15 protein-coding genes are annotated in these 21211 nt (G+C 67.0%); 9 read left to right on the top strand and 6 right to left on the bottom strand.

Going from position 1 to position 21211, the window contains the following annotated elements; all coding sequences use genetic code 11:
- The first annotated feature begins 8 nt into the window (after positions 1 to 8).
- The 7 genes from ccmE (at position 9) to VGV41_RS07615 (ending at position 10155) form a co-directional block, all read left to right on the top strand.
- On the top strand, positions 9 to 473 hold the full coding sequence (gene ccmE, locus VGV41_RS07645; protein ID WP_326863227.1) for a cytochrome c maturation protein CcmE: 465 nt from the start codon (positions 9 to 11) through the stop codon (positions 471 to 473).
- Positions 470 to 2452, top strand: coding sequence for a heme lyase CcmF/NrfE family subunit (locus VGV41_RS07640; RefSeq protein WP_326863187.1), 1983 nt, complete (start codon positions 470 to 472; stop codon positions 2450 to 2452). The genes ccmE and VGV41_RS07640 overlap by 4 nt, the downstream gene beginning before the upstream one ends.
- 5 nt (positions 2453 to 2457) lie before the next feature.
- Positions 2458 to 2934 carry a cytochrome c-type biogenesis protein gene (locus VGV41_RS07635; RefSeq protein WP_326863185.1) on the top strand — a complete coding sequence of 159 codons (477 nt, stop codon included), beginning with the start codon at positions 2458 to 2460 and terminating at the stop codon, positions 2932 to 2934.
- 155 nt (positions 2935 to 3089) lie between these two features.
- Positions 3090 to 4637 (top strand): Do family serine endopeptidase, encoded by a 1548-nt coding sequence (locus tag VGV41_RS07630; RefSeq protein ID WP_326863183.1) that lies wholly within the window; start codon positions 3090 to 3092, stop codon positions 4635 to 4637.
- A gap of 454 nt (positions 4638 to 5091) precedes the next feature.
- The gene (locus VGV41_RS07625) at positions 5092 to 5772 is read left to right on the top strand and encodes a response regulator transcription factor (protein ID WP_326863182.1); all 681 of its coding nucleotides are present in this window, start codon (positions 5092 to 5094) and stop codon (positions 5770 to 5772) included.
- Positions 5756 to 7180, top strand: a complete 1425-nt coding sequence (locus tag VGV41_RS07620) for a HAMP domain-containing sensor histidine kinase (RefSeq protein WP_326863180.1) — start codon at positions 5756 to 5758, stop codon at positions 7178 to 7180. Before VGV41_RS07625 ends, VGV41_RS07620 begins: the two co-directional genes overlap by 17 nt.
- Complete coding sequence (locus tag VGV41_RS07615; protein ID WP_326863179.1) at positions 7177 to 10155, top strand: bifunctional [glutamine synthetase] adenylyltransferase/[glutamine synthetase]-adenylyl-L-tyrosine phosphorylase; 2979 nt, start codon at positions 7177 to 7179, stop codon at positions 10153 to 10155. Before VGV41_RS07620 ends, VGV41_RS07615 begins: the two co-directional genes overlap by 4 nt.
- Before the next feature lie 148 nt (positions 10156 to 10303).
- On the opposite strand, the gene VGV41_RS07610 is transcribed toward VGV41_RS07615, so the two are convergent.
- Together VGV41_RS07610 and pepN are read right to left on the bottom strand one after the other, a co-directional pair.
- Positions 10304 to 12583: a sensor histidine kinase gene (locus VGV41_RS07610; protein ID WP_326863177.1), complete on the bottom strand. Its 2280-nt coding sequence runs from the start codon at positions 12581 to 12583 to the stop codon at positions 10304 to 10306.
- Positions 12584 to 12793: 210 nt separating this feature from the next.
- Positions 12794 to 15433: an aminopeptidase N gene (gene pepN, locus VGV41_RS07605; RefSeq protein ID WP_326863176.1), complete on the bottom strand. Its 2640-nt coding sequence runs from the start codon at positions 15431 to 15433 to the stop codon at positions 12794 to 12796.
- A gap of 57 nt (positions 15434 to 15490) precedes the next feature.
- Here pepN and VGV41_RS07600 point away from each other — a divergent pair, with 57 nt between their 5' ends.
- Complete coding sequence (locus VGV41_RS07600) at positions 15491 to 16474, top strand: zinc-dependent alcohol dehydrogenase family protein (RefSeq protein WP_326863226.1); 984 nt, start codon at positions 15491 to 15493, stop codon at positions 16472 to 16474.
- Here the strand turns inward: VGV41_RS07600 and VGV41_RS07595 are convergent.
- The 4 genes from VGV41_RS07595 to VGV41_RS07580 all read right to left on the bottom strand — a co-directional run bounded on the left by VGV41_RS07595 (position 16471) and on the right by VGV41_RS07580 (position 20476).
- Positions 16471 to 17841: a cation diffusion facilitator family transporter gene (locus VGV41_RS07595; protein WP_326863175.1), complete on the bottom strand. Its 1371-nt coding sequence runs from the start codon at positions 17839 to 17841 to the stop codon at positions 16471 to 16473. The genes VGV41_RS07600 and VGV41_RS07595 overlap by 4 nt on opposite strands.
- Positions 17842 to 17898: 57 nt before the next feature.
- A complete protein-coding gene (locus tag VGV41_RS07590) occupies positions 17899 to 18894 on the bottom strand; it encodes a Gfo/Idh/MocA family oxidoreductase (protein WP_326863174.1) in 996 nt (331 codons plus the stop codon).
- Positions 18895 to 18983: 89 nt separating this feature from the next.
- Positions 18984 to 19364, bottom strand: coding sequence for a hypothetical protein (locus VGV41_RS07585; protein WP_326863173.1), 381 nt, complete (start codon positions 19362 to 19364; stop codon positions 18984 to 18986).
- Between the two features lie 116 nt (positions 19365 to 19480).
- Positions 19481 to 20476, bottom strand: coding sequence for a tripartite tricarboxylate transporter substrate binding protein (locus tag VGV41_RS07580; RefSeq protein WP_326863172.1), 996 nt, complete (start codon positions 20474 to 20476; stop codon positions 19481 to 19483).
- A gap of 134 nt (positions 20477 to 20610) precedes the next feature.
- Here VGV41_RS07580 and VGV41_RS07575 point away from each other — a divergent pair, with 134 nt between their 5' ends.
- Positions 20611 to 20979 (top strand): hypothetical protein, encoded by a 369-nt coding sequence (locus tag VGV41_RS07575; protein WP_326863171.1) that lies wholly within the window; start codon positions 20611 to 20613, stop codon positions 20977 to 20979.
- The last annotated feature ends 232 nt before the right edge of the window (positions 20980 to 21211 follow it).

The following is a 21211-nucleotide window of genomic DNA, read 5'->3' as shown; positions in this document are numbered from 1 at the left end:
CGATGGCGATGACACGAAAACAGCGGCGGCTGGTGCTGATCGGCGGCAGTGTCGGCGTGCTCGGTATCGCACTGGCGCTTATCCTCAGCGCGCTCGGCGGTTCGATCGTCTTTTTCAATTCCCCGAGCGACGTCCTGGTCAGGCACATCGCCCCTGGCACCCGCATCCGCATCGGCGGGCTGGTCAAGACCGGCAGCGTCGAACGCGGCGGCGATCTCAAGATCCGCTTCGAGGTGACCGACGGCAAGAGCGATATCCCCGTGCGTTTCCAGGGCATCGTGCCGGACCTGTTCCGCGAAGGGCAGGGCGTCGTCGCCGAAGGCAAGCTCGGCCCGGGCAACGTGCTCGACGCCGACACGGTGCTGGCCAAGCACGACGAACGCTACATGCCGAAGGAAGTCGTCGACGCGCTGAAGAAGAGCGGGCGCTGGCAGGAAGGCGAAACGGCTTCGGCCGGAGGTGCCGTGAAATGATCCCCGAACTCGGCCATTACGCGCTCATCCTCGCGCTCGCGCTCGGCCTCATCCAGTCGGTGGCGCCGGTGATCGGCAGCGTCTATCGCGATGGCGCGCTGATGCGGCTCGCCAACTCCACGGCGCTGATGCAGTTCGTGTTCGTCGCCGCATCGTTTCTGGCGCTGGTGATCTGCTACGTGACGTCCGACTTCTCGGTGGCGACCGTCTACGAGAACTCGCACTCGATGATGCCGCTGGTCTACAAGATCAGCAGTGTGTGGGGGAACCACGAGGGCTCGATGCTCCTGTGGGTGCTGATCCTCTCGTTGTTCGGCGCGCTGGTCGCGGTGTTCGGCGTCAATTTGCCGTCGACGCTGAAGGCGCTGGTGCTGGCGGTGCAGGCGTGGATCGCCTGCGCCTTCTATATTTTCATCCTGCTCACCTCGAATCCTTTCCTGCGCCTGACGCAGGCGCCGTTCGAGGGCCGCGATCTCAATCCGATCCTGCAGGACCCCGGCCTCGCCATTCATCCGCCTCTGCTTTACCTCGGCTATGTCGGCTTCTCGATCGCCTTTTCCTTCGCCATCGCGGCGCTGATCGAAGGCCGCATCGACGCCGCCTGGGCGCGCTGGGTGCGGCCGTGGACCTTGATGGCGTGGATGTTCCTCACCCTCGGCATCGCGATGGGTTCGTACTGGGCCTATTACACGCTCGGCTGGGGCGGCTTCTGGTTCTGGGATCCGGTCGAGAACGCCTCGCTGATGCCGTGGCTCGCCGGCACCGCGCTCCTGCATTCGGCGGTGGTGATGGAGAAGCGCAATGCGCTGAAGGTGTGGACGATCCTGCTCGCGATCCTGACCTTCTCGCTGTCGCTGATCGGCACCTTCCTCGTCCGCTCCGGCGTGCTCACCTCGGTGCACGCTTTCGCCAGCGATCCGACGCGCGGCGTCTTCATCCTCTGCATCCTCGTCCTGTTCATCGGCGGGGCGCTGACCTTGTTCGCTTGGCGCGCGCCGATGCTGAAGCAGGGCGGCCTGTTCGCACCGATCTCGCGCGAGGGCGCGCTGGTGTTCAATAATCTGTTCCTGACCACCGCCTGCCTGACCGTCTTTGTCGGCACGCTCTATCCGCTGGCGCTCGAAGCTTTGACCGGCGCCAAGATTTCGGTCGGCGCGCCATTCTTCAACCTCACCTTCGGCCCGCTGGTGCTGGCGCTGCTGTTCGCCATGCCGTTCGGCCCGCTGCTGGCCTGGAAGCGCGGCGATCTCTACGGCGCGGCGCAACGCCTGATGGCCGCCTTCGGCATCGGTCTCGTGGTGATCGGCCTGACCTACGCCATCGAAGGCAAGGAGCCGGTGCTGGCGCCGTTCGCCGCCGGTCTCGCCTTCTACATCATGGTCGGGGCGGCGACCGATCTCATCGAGCGCACCGGCCTGTTCCGGATGCCGCTGCGCATGGTGGCGGCGCGCGCCGGCGGCCTGCCGCGCTCGACCTGGGGCACCGCGGTGGCGCATTTCGGCATGGCGCTGACGATGCTCGGCATCATTGCCGCCGGCTCCTGGGGCACGGAGCGCATCGTCGCGGTGAAGCCGTCGCAGACGATTTCGATCTCCGGCTACGACTTAACCTTCGATGGCCTGAGCCAGCGGGCGGGCCCGAATTACAGCGCCGTCGTGGGCCGCTTCACCGTGCGCGACGGGGCGAAGATCATCGGCGTCATGCAGCCGTCGAAACGCACCTTTCCGGCGCGCGGCATGAGTACCAACGAGGCGGCGCTGATGGCGCGCGGCTTCGGCCAACTCTACCTCTCGCTCGGCGATACAGAGGCGAACGGCGCGCTGGCGATAAGGCTCTACTACAAGCCGCTGGTGCTACTGATCTGGATCGGCGCGGTCATCATGATGCTCGGCGGCGGACTGTCGCTGTCGGACCGTCGGCTGCGCGTCGGCGCGCCGAAGCCGGCGCGCGCGAAGGCCGCCATGCAGCCGGCGGAGTAGGGACGATGCGTCGCCTTGCGCTCATCGCCGTTCTGTTCGCGCTGCTCGCGCCGGGCGCGGCCTTCGCGGTACGGCCGGACGAGATGCTGAAGGACCCCGCGCTCGAGGCGCGCGCGCGGCACATCTCGGAAGAGCTGCGCTGCATGGTCTGCCAGAATCAGTCGATCGACGATTCGGAAGCGCCGCTCGCGCACGATCTGCGCGTGCTGGTGCGTCAGCGCATCATGGCCGGCGATAACGACAAGCAGGTGCTCGACTTCCTGGTCGCGCGCTACGGCGATTTCGTGCTGCTCAAGCCGCCTTTCCAGCTCGATACGCTGCTGTTGTGGGGGCTGCCGCCGTTCGCGCTTGCTGCCGGGCTGGTCGGCTTGCTGCTGATGGCCCGCCGCCGGCGGACCGTGTCGCTGCAGCCGGAAGCGCTCAGCGCCGAGGAGCAGGCGAAGGTTGCGACTTTGGTGGAGCCTGAGCCGTCGGGTCACTGAAAGTACAGTCGAATTCCAGGTCGGTCGGCGCCATTTTTCCTTATCTTACGAAAGTTTAACCCCCTCGACAGGACGCCGTAAGGCACACCACCCCATCTTCAGATTCGAAACAGAGCGCCGAGGCGCCCTTCATTCGAATCAATGGAGATTGCGTGATGAACCCGAGCGATAATCCCGCTCCCAAGCACCGCGGCGTTCTGTCGGCCCGCCGCATTGCCCTCCTTGCCACCACCATCGCCGGTCTCGGCGCGGCCGCCTTCGTCGCTGCGCCCGACTTCAACATCTCCGCCGGCTATCCGGTCGCGCACGCGCAAAACCTCACCGAGCAGGCGCACAAGTTGCCGGCGCCGACCGGCTTCGCCGATATCGTCGCCAAGGTGAAGCCTGCCGTGTTCTCGGTGCGGGTGCGCATCGACGACAAGGGCGATAGCGGCGTCACCAGCGACAACAAACAAATCCCGCCCGGCTTGCGCGACTTCTTCCGCCGCTTCGGCATGCCCGACATGCCCAATGGGCAGCAAGGTCAGGGACAGGGGCAGGGCCATGGCATCATCATGGGCCAAGGCTCGGGCTTCTTCATTTCGGCTGACGGCTACGCTGTCACCAACAACCACGTCGTCGAGCATGCCGACAGCGTCAAGGTGATCACCGACGACGGCAAGACGCACACCGCCAAGGTGATCGGCACCGATCCGCGCACCGACCTCGCGCTGATCAAGGTCGAGGGCGGGCCGTACCCGTATGTGAAGCTCGCCGACAACACGCCGCGCATCGGCGACTGGGTGTTGGCGATCGGCAATCCCTACGGCCTCGGTGGCACCGTCACCGCCGGCATCGTGTCGGCGCGCGGCCGCGACATCGGCGCCAGCCCGTATGACGACTTCATCCAGATCGACGCGCCGATCAACAAAGGCAATTCCGGCGGCCCGGCCTTCGACACAGAAGGCAACGTGATTGGCGTCAACACCGCGATCTACTCGCCGTCGGGCGGTTCTGTCGGTATCGCCTTCGCCATCCCTGCGGACACGGTGAAGGCCGTCGTTGCGCAGTTGAAGGAGCACGGCAAGGTGACGCGCGGCTGGATCGGCGTGCAGATCCAGACGGTCACGCCCGACATCGCCGACAGCCTCGGCCTGAAGAAGGCGGAAGGCGCGCTGGTCGCCGAGCCGCAGGCCAACAGCCCGGCCGCGCAGGCAGGCATCAAGGCCGGCGACGTCATCACCCAGGTCGACGGCAACGCGGTCAAGGACTCGCGTGACCTCGCCAAGCGTATCGGTTCGATGGCGCCGGGCACCAAGATCAATCTGACCCTGCTGCATGAAGGCACCGAGAAGAGCCTCTCGCTGACGCTCGGCCAGCTGCCGAACCAGAAGGAGGCCAGCAACACCCCCCAGGAGGACAATGGCGCCGCCTCCGCCGCCATCGGCAAGCTCGGGCTGACGCTCGCGCCTGCCGACCGCGTGCAAGGCGCCGGCAAACACGGCGTCGTCGTCACCGGCGTCGACACTTCCGGCGTCGCCGCCGAGCACGGCTTCTCGACCGGCGACGTGATTCTCGAAGTCGGCGGCAAGGAAGTCTCGACACCGGGCGATGTGCGCAACGCCATCGGCACCGCCCGTCACGAGGGTCGCAAGAACGTACTGATGCGCGTGAAGTCGGGTGACAACACGCGCTTCGTCGCCCTGCCAATCGGCCAGGGCTGAAGACTCTTTCGTTTGCGCATGATCTTGACCGAAAACCGGTACCCACTTTTCGGGATCATGCGCTGAGCTTGGGGACGTCCCGCCGGCATCCGTCGCCCCCGCCGGTGGTCGCCCTCACGGGACGGGCCATGTGCCCGTCCCGGCTAAATCCGGGGGCAGGGGAAACCTCCTGCCTGCGGGCCGAACTCCAACCCCGGCATCCGTCGCCCCCGCTGGGGTGGGGTCGTTGAGGGGGTGGCGGCCTTGCCGCCACCCCTTCGCGTACGTCGGGGGCCGTGCGGGCGCGACAGGCCGGTCCGGGCGGGACCGGCAGAAACTGCGGATCGATGAACAGGCGGGCCGATTACCGCCATCGAATGAACGAAAATTGGTGTGACCGATGCCCCCTAATGCGGATATTCAAGGGCAACGTGCCTTCGGCCGGGTGGCCGATGCGCAGCCGGACCGGGTCACCATGCGCCTGCTCGTTGTCGAGGACGATCGCGACGCTGCCGACTATCTCGTGAAGGCCTTCCGCGAGGTCGGTCATGTGGCCGATGCCGCAATCGACGGCGAAGAAGGCTTCGGGATGGCGCTCGACGGCCAGTACGACGTCCTCATCGTCGACCGCATGCTGCCCAAGCTCGACGGGCTCACCGTCATCGGCAATCTGCGCGACAAGGGCGTCGAGACGCCTGTCCTCATCCTTTCGGCGCTCGGCCAGGTGGACGACCGGGTCAAGGGCCTGCGCGCCGGCGGCGACGACTACCTGCCCAAGCCCTATTCTTTCTCCGAGCTTTTGGCCCGCGTCGAGGTGCTGTCGCGCCGCCGCGGCGGCCGCGGCGAGGAGACCGTGCTGCGCGTCGGCGACCTCTCGCTCGACCGCATGTCGCGCGAGGTGCGCCGCGGCGAGGAGGAGGTCTCGCTGCAGCCGCGCGAATTCCGCCTCCTCGAATATCTGATGAAGCACGCCGGGCAGGTGGTCACCCGCACCATGCTGCTCGAAAACGTGTGGGATTATCACTTCGACCCGCAAACCAACGTCATCGACGTGCACATCTCGCGTTTGCGCTCAAAAATCGATAAAGGTTTCTCCCAGCCGCTCCTGCATACCATTCGCGGCGCGGGATACATGATACGTGACGGCGCTCGGTAAGCTTTTCCGGACGACCACCTTCAAGCTGACGCTGGTCTATTTGACCGTGTTCGCTTTGTTCGCGGCCTTCCTGCTCGGCTATTTCGCGCTCAATACCCGCCGTCTCATCACCGAACAGATCAACGACACCGTCGACGCCGAGATCACCGGGCTGTCCGAGCAGTACCGGCTCGGCGGCATCCGCCGGCTGGTCATCGTCGTCGATGCGCGCGCCCGCCGTCCCGGCTCAAGCCTCTATCTCGTGACCACCTATACCGGCGAGGCGCTCGCCGGCAACGTCACCGCACTGCAGCCCGGCACGCTCGACAATCCCGGCTGGCGCGAGATCTTCTACCGGCGTCTCGACGAGCCGGAGAATACCAATCGTCCGGAGCACGAGGCGCTGGTGCGCGTCTTCCAGTTGCCGGGCGGATTCCGTCTGCTCGTCGGCCGCGACCTGGAAGAGCGCGAGCGCCTCTATCACATCGTGCTGTCGGCCGGCCGCTGGTCGGTGATCATCGTGATCATCCTCGGCCTGGCCGGCGGGCTGTTCGTCACCCGCCGCGTGCTGCGACGGGTCGATGCCATCACCGAATCGACGCGCACCATCATGGATGGCGATCTCGGCGGGCGCCTCCCGGTCGCCGGCACCGGCGACGAGCTCGACCGTCTCGCCGAGAACCTCAACGTCATGCTCGAGCGCATCGAGGCGCTGATGGAAGGCTTGAAGGAAGTCTCCGACAACATCGCGCACGATCTGAAGACGCCGCTGACGCGGCTGCGCAATCGCGCCGAGCAGGCGCTGCGCGCGGCCAAGACCGAAAGCGAATATCGCAACGCGCTGGAAGCGACGATCGATGAATCCGACGGTCTCATTCTGACGTTCAACGCGCTGTTGATGATCGCCCGCGCCGAGTCCGGCCAGGCGCGCGACAACATGAGCGAGTTCGACGCCGCCGAGATCGCGCACGACATCTGCGAATTGTACGAACCGCTGGCCGAGGAGAGCGGCATCGCGCTCAAGGTCGAGGCGGCGACGGCGGCGCCGGTGCACGGCAATCGCGAACTGATCAGCCAGGCGATCGCCAATCTGGTCGACAATGCGATCAAATACACCGCGCCGCAGCCGGGCGCGGCGGACCGCGTTGCGCCGCAGATCGTGGTCGAGGCCGCGGCCGAGGGCGACCGCATCCTGCTCTCGGTGTCGGACAACGGTCCGGGTATACCGGAGGCCGACCGGCAGCGCGCGGTGGAACGTTTCGTGCGGCTGGAACAGAGCCGCTCGCATCCGGGCTCAGGGCTCGGCTTGAGCCTCGCCGCCGCGGTCGCGCGCCTGCACGGCGGCGAACTGAGGCTGACTGATAATCATCCGGGGCTGAAAGCGGTCATTGCCTTGCCGCGGGGAGGACCGGTACAGAGTCCGGGATGACTTCGCCGGGCGACGCCAGTACCGCACCTTCCACATCTCCCGTTTCAGGAGCGCTCGCCGGGCGTTTCGTGACCGCGCCGCGTCTGGTCGACGCCGCGCATGCGGAGGCGGCGCTTGCCGCATGGCTCGCCGACGTGCCTGCTGCCGAGCGGACGGCGCTCGAGGCGCGGATGCGCGCCGCACCGCTGCTGGCGAGCATCCTGCAGAGCCTGACCGAGAATTCGCCGTTCCTGTGGGAACTGGCGAGCCGGGAGCCGGAGCGCCTGCTGAAGCTCATCGACGCCGATCCCGACCGGCATTTCCCGCAACTGCTCGCGGAAACCGCCCGCGCTGTGGGGGCGACCGCCGATCTCGACCAGGCGATGCGCCTGTTGCGGCGGATGAAGGCGGAAGCCGCGCTGCTGATTGCGCTCGCCGACATCGGCGGCGTCTGGCCGGTGATGCAGGCGGCGCGCGCGTTGACGCAATTGGCCGACACCGCCGTGCAGTCCGCCGTGCATTTCGCGCTCGCCGAGGCCGCGGCGAGCGGCCGCATCACGCCCCGCGATGGCTTCGACCCGCAGCGCGACAGCGGCTACATCGTGCTCGCCATGGGCAAGATGGGCGCCTGCGAGCTCAATTATTCCAGCGACATCGACCTCATCGTCTTCTACGACGCCGCCACACCGCTCATCCCGCAAGGCGGGGAGCCGGGGCCGGCATTCGTGCGCATCACGCAGCGCGTCGTGAAACTGCTGCAGGAGCGCACCGGCGAGGGCTACGTCTTCCGTACCGATTTGCGCCTGCGCCCCGATCCGGCCTCGACGCCGATCGCCATCTCGACGGCGGCCGCGATGGCCTATTACGAGAGCGTCGGTCAGAACTGGGAGCGCGCCGCCATGATCAAGGCGCGCGCCTGCGCCGGCGACATCGCCGCCGGCGAAAAACTGGTCAACGATCTTTCGCCCTTCGTCTGGCGCAAATATCTCGACTTCGTCGCGCTCGGCGACGTGCACGCGATGAAGCGGCAGATCAACACCTTCCGCGGCCACGGCACGCTCGCCGTCGAAGGACACAACATCAAGCTCGGCCGGGGTGGCATCCGCGAGGTCGAGTTCTTCGCGCAGACGCAGCAGCTTATTGCCGGCGGACGCAATCCGGCGTTGCGCGACCGCGAGACGCTTGTCACGCTCGACAAGCTGGCGCAGGACCACTGGATCGACGACGTCGCGCGCGACGCGATGTCCGAGGCGTACTGTTTTCTGCGCGTCGTCGAGCATCGCCTGCAGATGATCGACGACGAGCAGACGCAGGTGCTGCCGTCGGAGCGCGAGGGCATGGAGCGCTTCGCCCGCTTCCTCGGCTATGACGACCGTGACGATTTCGCGCGTGTGCTCACGGGGCACATGGAGAAGGTGCAAAACTACTACGCGCGCCTGTTCGAAAAGATGCCGTCGCCGGACCAGCCGGACCTCAAATTCCCGGTCGAGGCCGACGATCACCGCACACTCGATCGCCTGAGCGAACTGGGCTTCCGTTCGGCGCTGGAAGCCTCCGCAATCGTGCGCAACTGGCTCGCTGGCGGCCACCGGTCGCTCAAGGGCGACGTGGCGCAGAGCCACCTGCACGAGCTTGTGCCGGTGCTGGTAGAGCAGATCGCGCGCACCGCCAATCCGAACGGCACCCTCCTCCTGTTCGACGATTTCCTCGCCAATCTGCACGGTGCCGGACGCCTGCTGCCGCTGCTGCGGCAGAATCCCGAGCTTATTTCCCTGATAATCCTCGTGCTCGGCATCGCGCCGCGGCTCGGCGACATCCTCGCCCGCCATCCGCAGGTGATGGACGCGCTGATCGACCCGAGCTTCTTCGGCGCACTGCCGGACGCTGCCGAACTGAGCCGGCGTCTTGAGGCGGCGCTGGCGCAGTCGCGCTACGACGAGGACCTGCTCGAGCGCATCCGCATGTTCGGGCTGGAATACATGTTCCTGATCGGCGTGCGCATCCTGTCCGGCACCGTGACGGCGCGGCAGGCCGGCGCCGCCTTCGCCTCGCTCGCCGATGCGGTGATCTGTGCCGTGCATCGTGCCGTCGCCGAGGTTTTCGCCGGCACCTACGGGCACTTGCGCGACGAGGAAACCGCCGTGCTGGCGATGGGCAAGCTCGGCGGCCGCGAGATGACGGCGACGTCCGATCTCGACCTCATCCTTATGTACGATTTCGACGAGACGCATCCGGAATCGGACGGTAAGCGCTCGCTCTACGGCGGGCAATATTTCGCCCGACTGACGCAGCGGTTGATCAATGCGCTGACGGCGCAGACCAATTACGGCGCTCTCTACGACGTCGACATGCGGCTGCGCCCGTCGGGGCGCGCCGGCCCGCTGGCGACGCAACTCAACGCCTTCGCCGGCTATCAGGAGAGCGAAGCCTGGACGTGGGAGCACATGGCGCTGACGCGCGCGCGTGTGGTGTCGGCGCCGTCCGGGTTCCGCGGCCGCGTCGAGGCGGTGATCCGCGAGGTGCTGACGCGGCCGCGCGGCGCCGACCTTGTGGCCGGCGACGTCGTCGAGATGCGCCGCGCCATCGCCACGGAGAAGGGCGACAGCGACCGCTGGGACATCAAATATGTAGCGGGCGGCCTGGTCGATATCGAATTCATCGCCCAGTACCTGCAGCTCGTGCATGCGCAGGCGCGGCCGGAAATCCTCGATACCTCGACCGCCCGCGTGCTGGAGAAGGCGTGGGCGCTGCGCCTCATCGCCGCCGAGGACGCCGAGCCGTTGCGCGCGGCCGTGCAGCTCTATCAGGACCTCACGCAAATTCTGCGCCTGTGCCTTACCGGACCGTTCGATCCCAAGACGGCGGCGCCCGGGCTGCTGCAACTGCTGGCGCGCGCCGCGGGTGTCCCCGATTTCGCCACGCTGGACGCGACGCTTATCGATTTGCAGGAGCGTGTTCGCGCGAGCTTCGTGCGGATTTTAGGGAGTGCGCCGTAACCGCGCCGTGTCCCGGGTGCAGTGCGGCGTGAAGCGAAGCGGAATGCGGCTCTGCTGACACGGGACCCCGGATCACTTGTGCGAAAGCGGGACCCCGGTTCTGCGGCGCATCACTTCGTGCTGCGCTGCGTCCGGGGCACGAGAAGCCTCACGCCGCTTCTTCCTTCGGCAACTGGCACTGCGGCTCGATCGGCAGTCGCACCAGCACCATGGTGCCGCGGCCGACGGTGGAGCGGATGCTCATGCGGCCGCCGTGCAGTTCGACCAGCGATTTGGAGATGGCAAGCCCGAGCCCCGAGCCCTGATGGCTCTTGGTCAGTTGGCTCTCGACCTGCTCGAACGGCCGGCCGAGGCGCTGCAGCGCGTCCGGCGCGATGCCGATGCCGGTGTCGGCGATGCCAAGCACGATGCAATTGTCGACGGTGCGCGCGCGCACGGTAACCTGGCCGCCGGCCGGCGTGAACTTCACGGCGTTGGACAGGAGATTGAGCACGATCTGCTTGAGCGCGCGGCGGTCGGCGCGCAGCGAGATGTCGGGCGAGACGCAGGCTCTGAGATCGAGCGCCTTGTCCTGTGCGCGGGCCGAGACGACTCGCATGGCCTCGTGCAGCAGCGGGTCGAGCGCGAGGTCCTCGAAGTCGAGGCGGATACGCCCGGCCTCGATCTTGGCCATGTCCAGAACGTCGTTGATGACATCGAGCAGGTATTCGCCGCTGCTGCGGATGTCCTTGCAGTATTCCTGGTACTTGTCGGCGCCGAGCGGGCCGAACATGCCCGACTCCATGATCTCGGAGAAGCCGATGATCGCATTGAGCGGTGTGCGCAGCTCGTGGCTCATATTGGCGAGGAACTTCGACTTCGCCTGGTTGGCTTCCTCGGCGCGGGTCTTCTCGGCGGCGTATTTTTCCGCGAGCTCGGCCAAGCGGTGCTGCGAAGCGCGCAGGTCGGCGACCGTCGCCATCAGCCGGCGCTCGCTGTCGACCAGCTTCTCCTCGTGCATCTTGAGCGCGGTGATGTCGGTGCCGACCGAGACATAGCCGCCGTCCTTGGTGCGGCGCTCGCTGATGTGCAGCCAGCGGCCGTCCTCGAGCTGCGCCTCGAAGGTGCGCGCGCCCGGCTGCGTGGGGCCGTGCGTGATCACCTTGTTGCGCACCACCGGCTGCCGCCCGGCAGCGACCACCGCCTCGTAGGAAGCGCCGACGGTGATCGCCTCGTCCGGCAGGTCGTGCAGTTCCTGGAAATTCGAGTTGCAGAGGACGAGGCGGTTGTCGGCGTCCCACAGGACGAAGGCTTCCGGGATCGTCTCGATGGCGTCGCGCAGCCGCATGTCGGCGGCGACGGTGCGCTCGACCAGGGTCTTCTGCTCGGTGACGTCGACGGCGATGCCGATGAGGTGCAGGCCGGGGTCGTGCGGCTGCCGCACCAGTTCGCAGCGTGCGCGCAGCCAGACCCAGTGGCCGTTGGCGTTGCGCATGCGGAAGGCATGGTCGATCGTCGTCACGCGCGCGTCGGCGAGCTCGGCCGCGAGATCGTAGAGTTGCACGTCGTCGGGATGGATCAGGCTGCTGACGTCGCCGAAGTTGAGCAGATCGTCCTGTCCTTCCATGCCGAGAATGTCGAACATCGACTGCGACCAGAAGATGCGGCCACGGGCGAGGTCCCAGTCCCACAGACCGCAGCGGCCGCGGTTGAGCGCGGTGTCGATGCGGCTGCGCACCGTTTCGTAGATGACGTCGGCCTCGCGCGCGCGCGTTGCCTGCCAGTGAAAGGCGAAGCCGAGGATCAGCACGACGAAGCCGGTCGTGGCCGAGAGGGTGATGGTGAGCGTGGTGACCGAACGCCAGTTCGACAGCGCCGTCGCGCGCGGCTGCAGAACCGCGATCTGGCCAAAGGGCGGCTTCAGCAGCCGCACAGTGGCCAGCGCGCGGCTCTGGTCGGGCAGGGCGATTTCCAGCACGCCGGCATCGGCGCCGAAGGTGGTGAGGGGCTGCGTCGGTCCGAGCAGGTCGATCAACCGGCGGCCGAGCGAGCCGCGCGCGTCGGGGCTGGTGGCGGTGATGATGCCGTCGGAATTGGTGAGGATGAAGCTGCGGCCTTTGCCGGGCGCCCAGGCGGGCAACGCATGCGTCAGCATGTCCTGCGCGGCGGTATTGCGTGGGGCCGCCTCAATGCGTTCGGCCGCCAGATCGGCGGCCGCGGCAAGCATGGCGATGTCGTTGGCGAGTACTTGCCGGCGTTGGTCGATCACCTGCACGCCGGCGCCGACGCAAATGGTGACGAGGAAGGCGATGATGAGGACTGGAACGGCGCGGCGCAGAAGCGGCTCCGCCGTCAAGAGCCGCCGATATGCCGGTTTGGCAATCGATTGTGCGAGGCCCTTGATCGAATCCGATTGTGCAGACGCACTCGCCAATGTGGCGCGCGCCATAGACGGCCTCCGTTCGGAATTTCCCCACCACCCTGGACCGGAAGGATGTGCCGCATCTCTCCGAATCACCGGTCGATTGGAATCGATGGCCGCTGATTTGTCGAGAGTCCGAGAGTCAATTCTTTAAAAATCGTTACACACAGACCCGGCGCTGTGGCGCGCGGGACTCACTTTCCCGGTTTTGGATTCGGCGCCTTGAAAATCAGGGGCTTAGCCGGGGCTGAGCGCCCGCTCGACGATTTCGGCCAGGTCGCGCGACAGGTTGGGCGTCGCCTGGATCCGCCGCAGCGCCGCCTCCGCCTTGGCGCGCCTGCCGGGCTCCAGCATGCGCCAGGTGCGGAAGGCGGTGGCCATGCGGGCGGAGACCTGCGGGTTTTTGGAGTCGAGCGCCAGGATATTGTCGGCGATGAAGCCGTAGCCGGCGCCGTCGGCGCGGTTGAACTGGGTGGGATTGCCCTGCGCGAAGGCGCCGATCACGGCGCGCACGCGGTTGGGATTGGCCAGCGAGAAGGACGGGTGCTGCGTCAGCCGCTTCACCTCATCGAGTGCGCCGGGCAGGGGGCTCGTCGCCTGCAGGGCAAACCACTTGTCGATGACCAGAGCGTCGGCCTTGTAGCGCTCGTAGAACGCAGCGAGCGCCTTGGTGCGCGCGTCGCCCGCATGCAGCGATAGAACGGCCAGCGCCGCCATGCGGTCGGTCATGTTGTCGGCGGTCGCATATTGCCGCGCGGCGCGGCCGATGCCTTCGGCATTGCCGTCGGCCGCCATGAGATCGAGCGCGATGTTGCGCAGCGCGCGGCGTCCCGCGCTGGTCGCATCGGGGGTGTACCCGCCGGGCACCGTGAGGCGCTCGTAGAGCGTCGATAGCGCGGCACCGAGCCGCGCGCCGATGTCGCAGCGCAGCGCCTCGCGCGCGCGGTGGATCGCGTCGGGATCGATGTCGCGGCCGATCTCGCGGGCGATGTCGCCTTCGCCGGGCGGCACCAGCGCCAACGCCACGAAGGCCGGTTCGAGGCTGACGTCCTCGATGAGGCCGGCCAGCGCGAGCATGAGTTTGTCGTCGTTCTTGGGTTTGCCGTCTTTGCGGACCTCGCCGACATTGTCGATCAGCAGCCGCGTCGCGATCGACTGCAATGCCTGCCAGCGGTTGAACGGATCACTATCGTGCGCGGCGAGGAAGGCGAGATCGTCGGTGGAGAGGTCGGTGACGAGCCTGATCGGCGCCGAGAAGCCACGATTGACCGAGAGCACCGGGCGATTGGTGATGCCGGTGAAGACGAATGTCTGTGCCGCCGTGGTGAGCTCGATGACGTCGCCGGCCGGCTTGCCGTCGCGGAGGAGCGGCAGGTCGCGGCCATTCTTGCCGACGAGGCCGAGGCGCAGCGGGATGACCATCGGCTGCTTCACCGGCTGGCCGGGGGTCGGCGCGAGCGTTTGCTTGCAGTCAAGGGTGAAGGTCTTCGCCGCCGCGTCATGGCGAGCCGTGACCGTCACTTCCGGCGTGCCGGCCTGCGCATACCACAGCATGAATTGCGCCATGTCGCGGTGGCTGACGTCGGCGAAGCACTGGATGAACTGCTCGACGGTCGCCGCCTCGCCGTCATGGCGGGCGAAGTAGAGGTCCATGCCGGCGCGGAATTTCTCCTGGCCAATGAGCGTCTGCACCATGCGCACGACCTCGGCGCCCTTCTCGTAGACGGTCGAGGTGTAGAAGTTGTTGATCTCCTTGTAGCTCTGCGGCCGCACCGGATGCGCGAGCGGGCCCGCGTCCTCGACGAACTGCGCGGCGCGCAAGCCACGTACGTCGGCGATGCGCTTCACCGGCCGCGAGCGCATGTCGGACGAGAACTCCTGGTCGCGGAAGACGGTGAGGCCTTCCTTCAGGCAGAGCTGGAACCAGTCGCGGCAGGTGATGCGGTTGCCGGTCCAGTTATGGAAGTACTCGTGCGCGATGATCGCTTCGATGTGCGCGTAGTCGACGTCGGTCGCGGTCTCCGGCGTCGCCAGCACGTATTTGTCGTTGAAGACGTTGAGGCCCTTATTCTCCATCGCCCCCATGTTGAAGTCGGAAACGGCGACGATCATGAAGATGTCGAGGTCGTATTCGCGGCCGAACGCCTGCTCGTCCCAGCGCATCGAGCGCTTGAGTGCGTCCATGGCGTAGCCGCAGCGATCTTCCTTGCCGTGCTCGACATAGATGCGCAGCGTGACGTCGCGGCCGGACGCGGTGCGGAACTTGTCTTCGATATGGGCGAGGTCGCCGCCGACCAGTGCAAAGAGATACGAGGGTTTCGGATGCGGATCGTGCCAGACCGCGAAATGGCGGCCGCCGGGCAGCTCGCCGCTCTCGGTGAGATTGCCGTTAGCGAGCAGCATGGGGGCTTCGGCTTTGTCGGCCTCGATGCGTGTTGTGTAGACGGCCATCACGTCCGGCCGGTCGGGGAAATAGGTGATGCGGCGGAAGCCCTCGGCCTCGCACTGCGTGCAATAGGTACCGCTCGAGCGGTAGAGGCCGGAGAGCTGGGTGTTCGCCGACGGGTCGACTTTGGTCTCGATCTCCAGCGTGAACGGTTTATTGGGCGGCTGCGCGATGGTGAGCCGCTCGGGCGAGGCGGCGTAACTCTCGCGCGCCGCCTCGACGCCGTCGATCTTGAGCGAGGTCAACGACACTTCATCGCCGTCGAGCACCAATGGCGCCGCCGGAACCTGCGGGTTCGGCCGCAGCGCCAGGGTCGCGCGCACGCGCGTGGCATTCGGATGCAGCGAGACGTCGAGGTGGACTGTATCCACGAGCCAGTCGGGCTGGCGATAATCGGCGAGGCGGATGGGCTGGGCGATGTCGGTGCGCATGCGCTCTGATCTAGGACGCCGGGCGGCGGATTGGAAGGAACAAGGCGAATGACCGCGATGCGGGCCATGGTGCTGGAGCGGCCGCGGACGCCGCTCGTGTTGCGGGAACGGTCCGTGCCGGCGCCGGGGGCGGGCGAACTCGTGATCGCGGTGTCGGCCTGCGGCGTCTGCCGCACCGACCTGCATGTGGTCGATGGCGAGCTGGAGCACCCAAAGCTGCCGATCGTGCCGGGGCACGAAATCGTCGGGCGCGTTGCGGCGGTCGGGCAGGGTGTCAGCGGCTTCACTGTCGGCGAGCGCGTCGGTGTGCCCTGGCTCGGCGCCACCTGCGGCGTCTGCCCCTATTGCCGCGAGGGCGCCGAGAACCTGTGCGACGCGCCAGTCTTCACCGGCTATACGCGCGACGGCGGCTTCGCCACGCACGCGGTGGCCGACGCGCGCTATTGCTTTCCGCTCGGCGAGGATGGCGATGACGCCGAAATCGCGCCGTGGCTGTGCGCGGGGCTGATCGGCTGGCGCAGCCTGCGGCTGGCCGGCGAGAGCGAGACAATCGGCCTCTACGGCTTCGGCGCCGCCGCGCACATCCTGGCGCAGGTGTTGAGGTGGCAGGGACGGCGCGTCATGGCTTTCACGCGCACGGGCGATACACGCGCGCAAGACTTCGCCCGCTCGCTCGGCGCCGATTGGGCCGGCGACTCCGATGACATCCCGCCGGAGCCACTCGACGCCGCCATCATCTTTGCGCCGGTCGGGGCGCTGGTGCCCGCGGCGCTGAAGGCGGTCCGCAAAGGCGGGCGCGTCGTCTGCGGCGGCATTCACATGTCGGATATCCCGAGCTTCCCGTACTCCATCCTCTGGGAAGAGCGGCAGCTGCGCTCGGTCGCGAATCTGACGCGCGAGGACGCGCGCGAATTTCTCGCGCTCGCGCCCAAGGCCGGCGTGCAATGCGCGGTGACGCGCTATCCGCTCGCCAAGGCGAATGGGGCACTCGCCGACCTGCGCCATGGGCGGCTCGAGGGCGCGGCGGTTCTGGTGCCTTAGCGCATCGGCTCGGCGTGGCCGATCACGCGCTTGATCTGCAGCGAACGCGCTTTCAGCGCGCGCTCGAGCGCGTCCACGGCCTCGTGCACCGCCCGCACCGACAATTCGGGATCGACGCGGCAGTGAAAATTGACGATCTCGCCGTCCTCGGTCTCGCGCACGCGCACGTCGTGTACATCGCGGATGACACGGCCTTCCGCCGCGAGTTCGCTGAGTACCATGGTGACGGCCTGCACGCGCTCGGGGGGCGCCTCGCGGCCGGTCGCGTCCTGCGTCTGCAGCGGCTCGATATGCGTCTCGACTTCGACATGCGGGCCGAGCTCGGCTTCGATCGCGTTCTCCAGCGCGTCGGCCATGTCGTGCGCTGCGCGCAGCGACAGCCTTCCATCGACCTCAAGATCGAGCGACACCGACAGTCTGTCCTGCAGGTCGTGCACCGTGACGTGATGCACCGCCAGCGCACGGTTGCGCGCGATGACCATCACGCGGTCGAGCATCGTCTCGTTGTCGAGCGCTACCGGATTGGTGGTGACGATCGGCTCGGCGCCCGCCATCTGCGTGCGCAACGCCGCGGCGACAGCTTCCCGGATGGCGTTGACGCGGTCGAGCGGCAGCGTACGGCTGACGGCGACGGCGAGATCGATGAAGATTGTCTCGCCGACTGCGCGCGCACGCACCTGCTCGACACGCACGACGCCGGGAACGCGCGCGGCCGCGGCGGTGATGAGGCCGGCGGCACCGGGCGGCGCCACGTCGGTGAGCGTGTCGACGGTGCGCTTGCCCAGCTTCCAGCCGGCGATGCAGATGAGCACCGCGACGGCCAGCGCCGCCGCCGAATCCGCCCAAGCCAGGCCATAGTGCACGCCGACGAGGCCGATCAGCACGGCGACCGACGACCACAAATCGGAAGAGAAATGCAAAGCGTCGGCTTCGAGCGCGTGGCTCTGCGTTGCTTTTGCGGTGCGCGCCAGCGCCCGCGAGCGGAAGAAATCGACGACGATCGAGACGGCAATCACGCCGAAGGCCCACGCCGTCGCTGCCACAGCGTGCCCGTCGCGGGCGGCGAGGCGGTTCGCCGCCTCCCAGATCACGATGCCGGAGAGCAGGAACAGCAGCGCCGTTTCCGCCAGTGCGGAAATGGCCTCGACCTTGCCGTGCCCGTAATGGTGCTGTTCGTCCGCCGGTTTGCCGGAGATGCGTACGGCGACGTAGGTCATGATCGTCGCGCCGAGATCGATCAGCGAATGTCCCGCTTCCGACAGGATCGCCAGCGAACCGGTGCTCAGGCCGACGAACGCCTTGGCGACCGTCAGTCCGGCGGACGCCGCGATCGACGTCAGTGCGACCTGTTCCTTTTCGCTCTGCATGGCGCGCTGTTTAGCCCAGCTGCCGTCGGAATTCGACTCTCGTAGTCGCTGTTGCGACTAAAGAGCAACTGGCTCCCCGTTCTTTGCGGCCGAGCGAACGACGCCATCGAAGATGCGGATATTGGCGAGCAGCTGGTCGGGCGTAAAGCGATAGGGCGCGCGGCCTTCGAGCGCGTCGGCCCAGGCTTCGAAGTTCATGCGCACGGTGTTGACCGGCGCGTATTCACGGCTCTCGCGCGTGCCGTCCGGCTTGCAATGGACGAAGGTCGACGGCAGGCCCTTGTCGACATTGCCGCCTTCCTGCACTTCGACCCAGCCCCGATCGCCGATCAGGGTGAAGCGCGCATAGAACGGCGGCGTCGACAGGCAGGTGATGCGGCCGCGCGCGCCATCGGCGAAGTCCACGTCCGCGCTGACGAAATCCTCGGACGGGGCGGGAAAGATCTGCGATGCCGTGCGGGCGGCGACGCGCGTCGGCGCTCCGGCGAGCGACACCATCAGGTCGCCGATGTGGATGCCGAGCGCGGTCCAGGCGCCGGCGGGCGCGTGACGCGGATCGCGCCGCCAGTTCGACGGGTCCATGTTGCGGAAGTTGTTGTGGCTGACATTGGCGTCCATGTGGAGGACGCGCCCGAGCGCACCGCTTTCGAGCAGGAGCCGCACCTTCTCCAGCGCCGGCTCGTAGCGGCGCTCATGGCCGATGCCGAGCACGCCACCCTGTTTCGCCGAGGCGGCGAGGATGCGCTCGGCGCTCGCAGTGCTGAGCGCCAGCGGCTTTTCGCAGAACACCTGCTTGCCGGCGGCGAGAGCGGCGATGGCCATCTCCTCATGCAGCAGATGCGGCGTAACGACGGCGATCGCGTCGAGACCGCCGCGGCGGACAAGATCCTCGTAGTCGGTGACGAGATCGAAGCCGTGCTGGCGGGCAAACGGCGCCGCCATATTGTGATCGACGTCGCAGCCGGCGACGACCTTGAATCGCGGGCTTTCGGCCAGGCAGGTTACGATCTGCTTGCCCCACCAGCCCAACCCGATAACGCCGATCCGGATCATGCTCCCCCCGTCCACTCGTGACGGGGCGGAGCATGCGGATGTTGGCAATCAGACGCAACCGGCGCCGTGCGAGGTGCCGGTGTTCACCGTCAGTCGCACACGCGGACGCGACGGCGCACCCAGTGCCGGCCGTTCCAGTAGGGGCGGCTCAGCCGCCAATAGCAGTCACCGCGATAGGCATAGCCCGGCGCACCGATGCCCACCCCAAAGCCGAAGCCGCGGAAGAAGCCATGATGATGATGGTGGTGGTGGTGATGATGGAACTGGACCAGTTGCAACAGCGGCTTCTGCTGGGCGCGGGCGAGATCGTCCGCGATCAGCGTTTCGCTGGCATTTGGAACCGGTTCCAGCAGCTCGGCATACGACGTTGCCGCCGGCGTAGCCGATGGCGCGATGGGAGCGGCATTGGCGCTGTTCAGCGTCAACAGCGCGGCGGCGGTGCTGAGTAGGAATGCAAGAGTAGACTTCATCGGAATCCTCCCGGATTAGGCGATGGAGAGAAACGGGAAGTATTCCGATTGGTTCCTCAGGTAACGACGAAACCGGGCGGACCCGCATCAGCGAATCCGGCCGGTCTCATCCGCGTTCAGTCGATCGGCTTGATGTTGGCGTCCTTCGCGAGCTGCCGTGTCGCGTCGTAGTCGTCCTTGAAGAACTTGCCGAACTCGGCGGTGCTCAGGTTCGCCGGTTCGACGCCGAGCTTGGCCAAGCGCTCGCGCACCGCCGGCATGGCCAGCGCCTTTTCGGTCACGTCATGCAGCTTCTGCACGACCTCGGGCGGCGTCTTGGCCGGCGCCGAGATGCCGTTCCAGAAGCGGAACACGGCGCCCGGATAGCCGGCTTCGGCGACCGACGGTACGCTCGGCAACAGCGGCGAGCGTTTGTCGGAGGTCACCGCCAGCACGACGAGGTTGGGGTTCTTCAACGCCGAGGCGGCCGCGGCGAGCGGGATGCAATAGAAATCGATGCGGCCGGCCATGACTTCGAGCAGGCCGCCCTCGCGGAACGGCACGTGCCGCACGTCGATCTTGGCGGCGAGCCGCAGGCGCTCGCCCGCCATGTGCGAGGACGAACCGATACCCGCCGATGCGAAGGTCAGCGTGCCGGGCTTGGCCTTGGCGGCGGCGACCAGGTCTCCCAAAGTCTTGAAGCCGCTCTTCTTCGACGCGACGATGACGTTGGGCGAAGTGCCGAGCAGCACCACATGGGTGAAATCGCGCATCGGGTCGTAGGGCAGCGTCCGGTGCAGCACGCTTTCCGTCGCCATCGATGACGAACTGGTCACCAGCATGTAGCCGTCCGGTGTCGCATGGGCGACGCTGGCAAAACCCATCGTGCCGCCGGCGCCGGGGCGCATCTCGATGACGAACGGCTTGCCGAGCAGCTGCGAGACCTCGTCGAGCACGACGCGGCTCACGGTGTCTGAGGCGCTGCCGGCGGGGTAGGGGCTTATGACCCGGATCGGCCGTGTCGGCCAGTCCTCGGCATGGGCCGCGACGGCGCCGATCAGCAGGGCCGGCAGCAGCGCGATGCGCAGCGCGCGCCCCATAGTTCTCCCTGATATCGCAAGAAAATCACGCATTATTTGTCTCCACCCGCTTTTTTGTCATTGTGCCGGCGCCGCACGCGCGGAATCCGGGCCCCGTTTGTACGGCTTTGCCACAAGGACGGCTAGAGCACCGTCACCGGGCGGTTTCATCGTAGGGTCGCCCGGCGGTGGATAAACGGACCTGCGAACTCTGGTCGCGGTCCATTTTCGCCGCCGGCGCGTTATCAACCATCGCCGCCACGGTTCCGGGCGGCATCGACACGGGGGCGCACGGGTCGAACGTAAAGGTTGTTATGACCAGGGCACTTCTGTCGCGGGACGGCGCCAATAGCATTCTCTTCGCAATAATGACGGTCTGCCTGCCGCTGGCGGTCGCCGGCCAGTTGGTTGCGATCTCTCTGCAGCGCGGACCAGTACGCTATGACATCGCAACGGCATCGGACGCGTTCGGCTGGCTGTTCACCGTCGCGTTCCTGCTTACCATGTTGCTGACGATCTTCGTGGAAGAGCGCCGGCTGCGCCAGCGCGCGCGCTGAGCGGACCCCGCCGGCGCCTAGAGCCGGTCGTATCGTGTAATGACGCGCGGGCGCTCCGTCCGCGCGATGTTGCCGCTTCGCCCATCCGACATCCGATCTGACGCGCGGTTCGCAGGCGGTCCCTGCGTCGGGGAGCCGACACGCCGCGGGCGGGATATGTCGCAGCGATTGAACTTCTCGAAAGCCATGGCCGTTCAGGTGCCGACTCTCGCCGGCCCCCACGCCTCACGCG

The organism is Pseudolabrys sp. (assembly GCF_035943735.1).
Classification (GTDB): Bacteria; Pseudomonadota; Alphaproteobacteria; order Rhizobiales; family Xanthobacteraceae; genus Pseudolabrys.
This window is presented reverse-complemented; position numbering and strand designations above follow the sequence as displayed.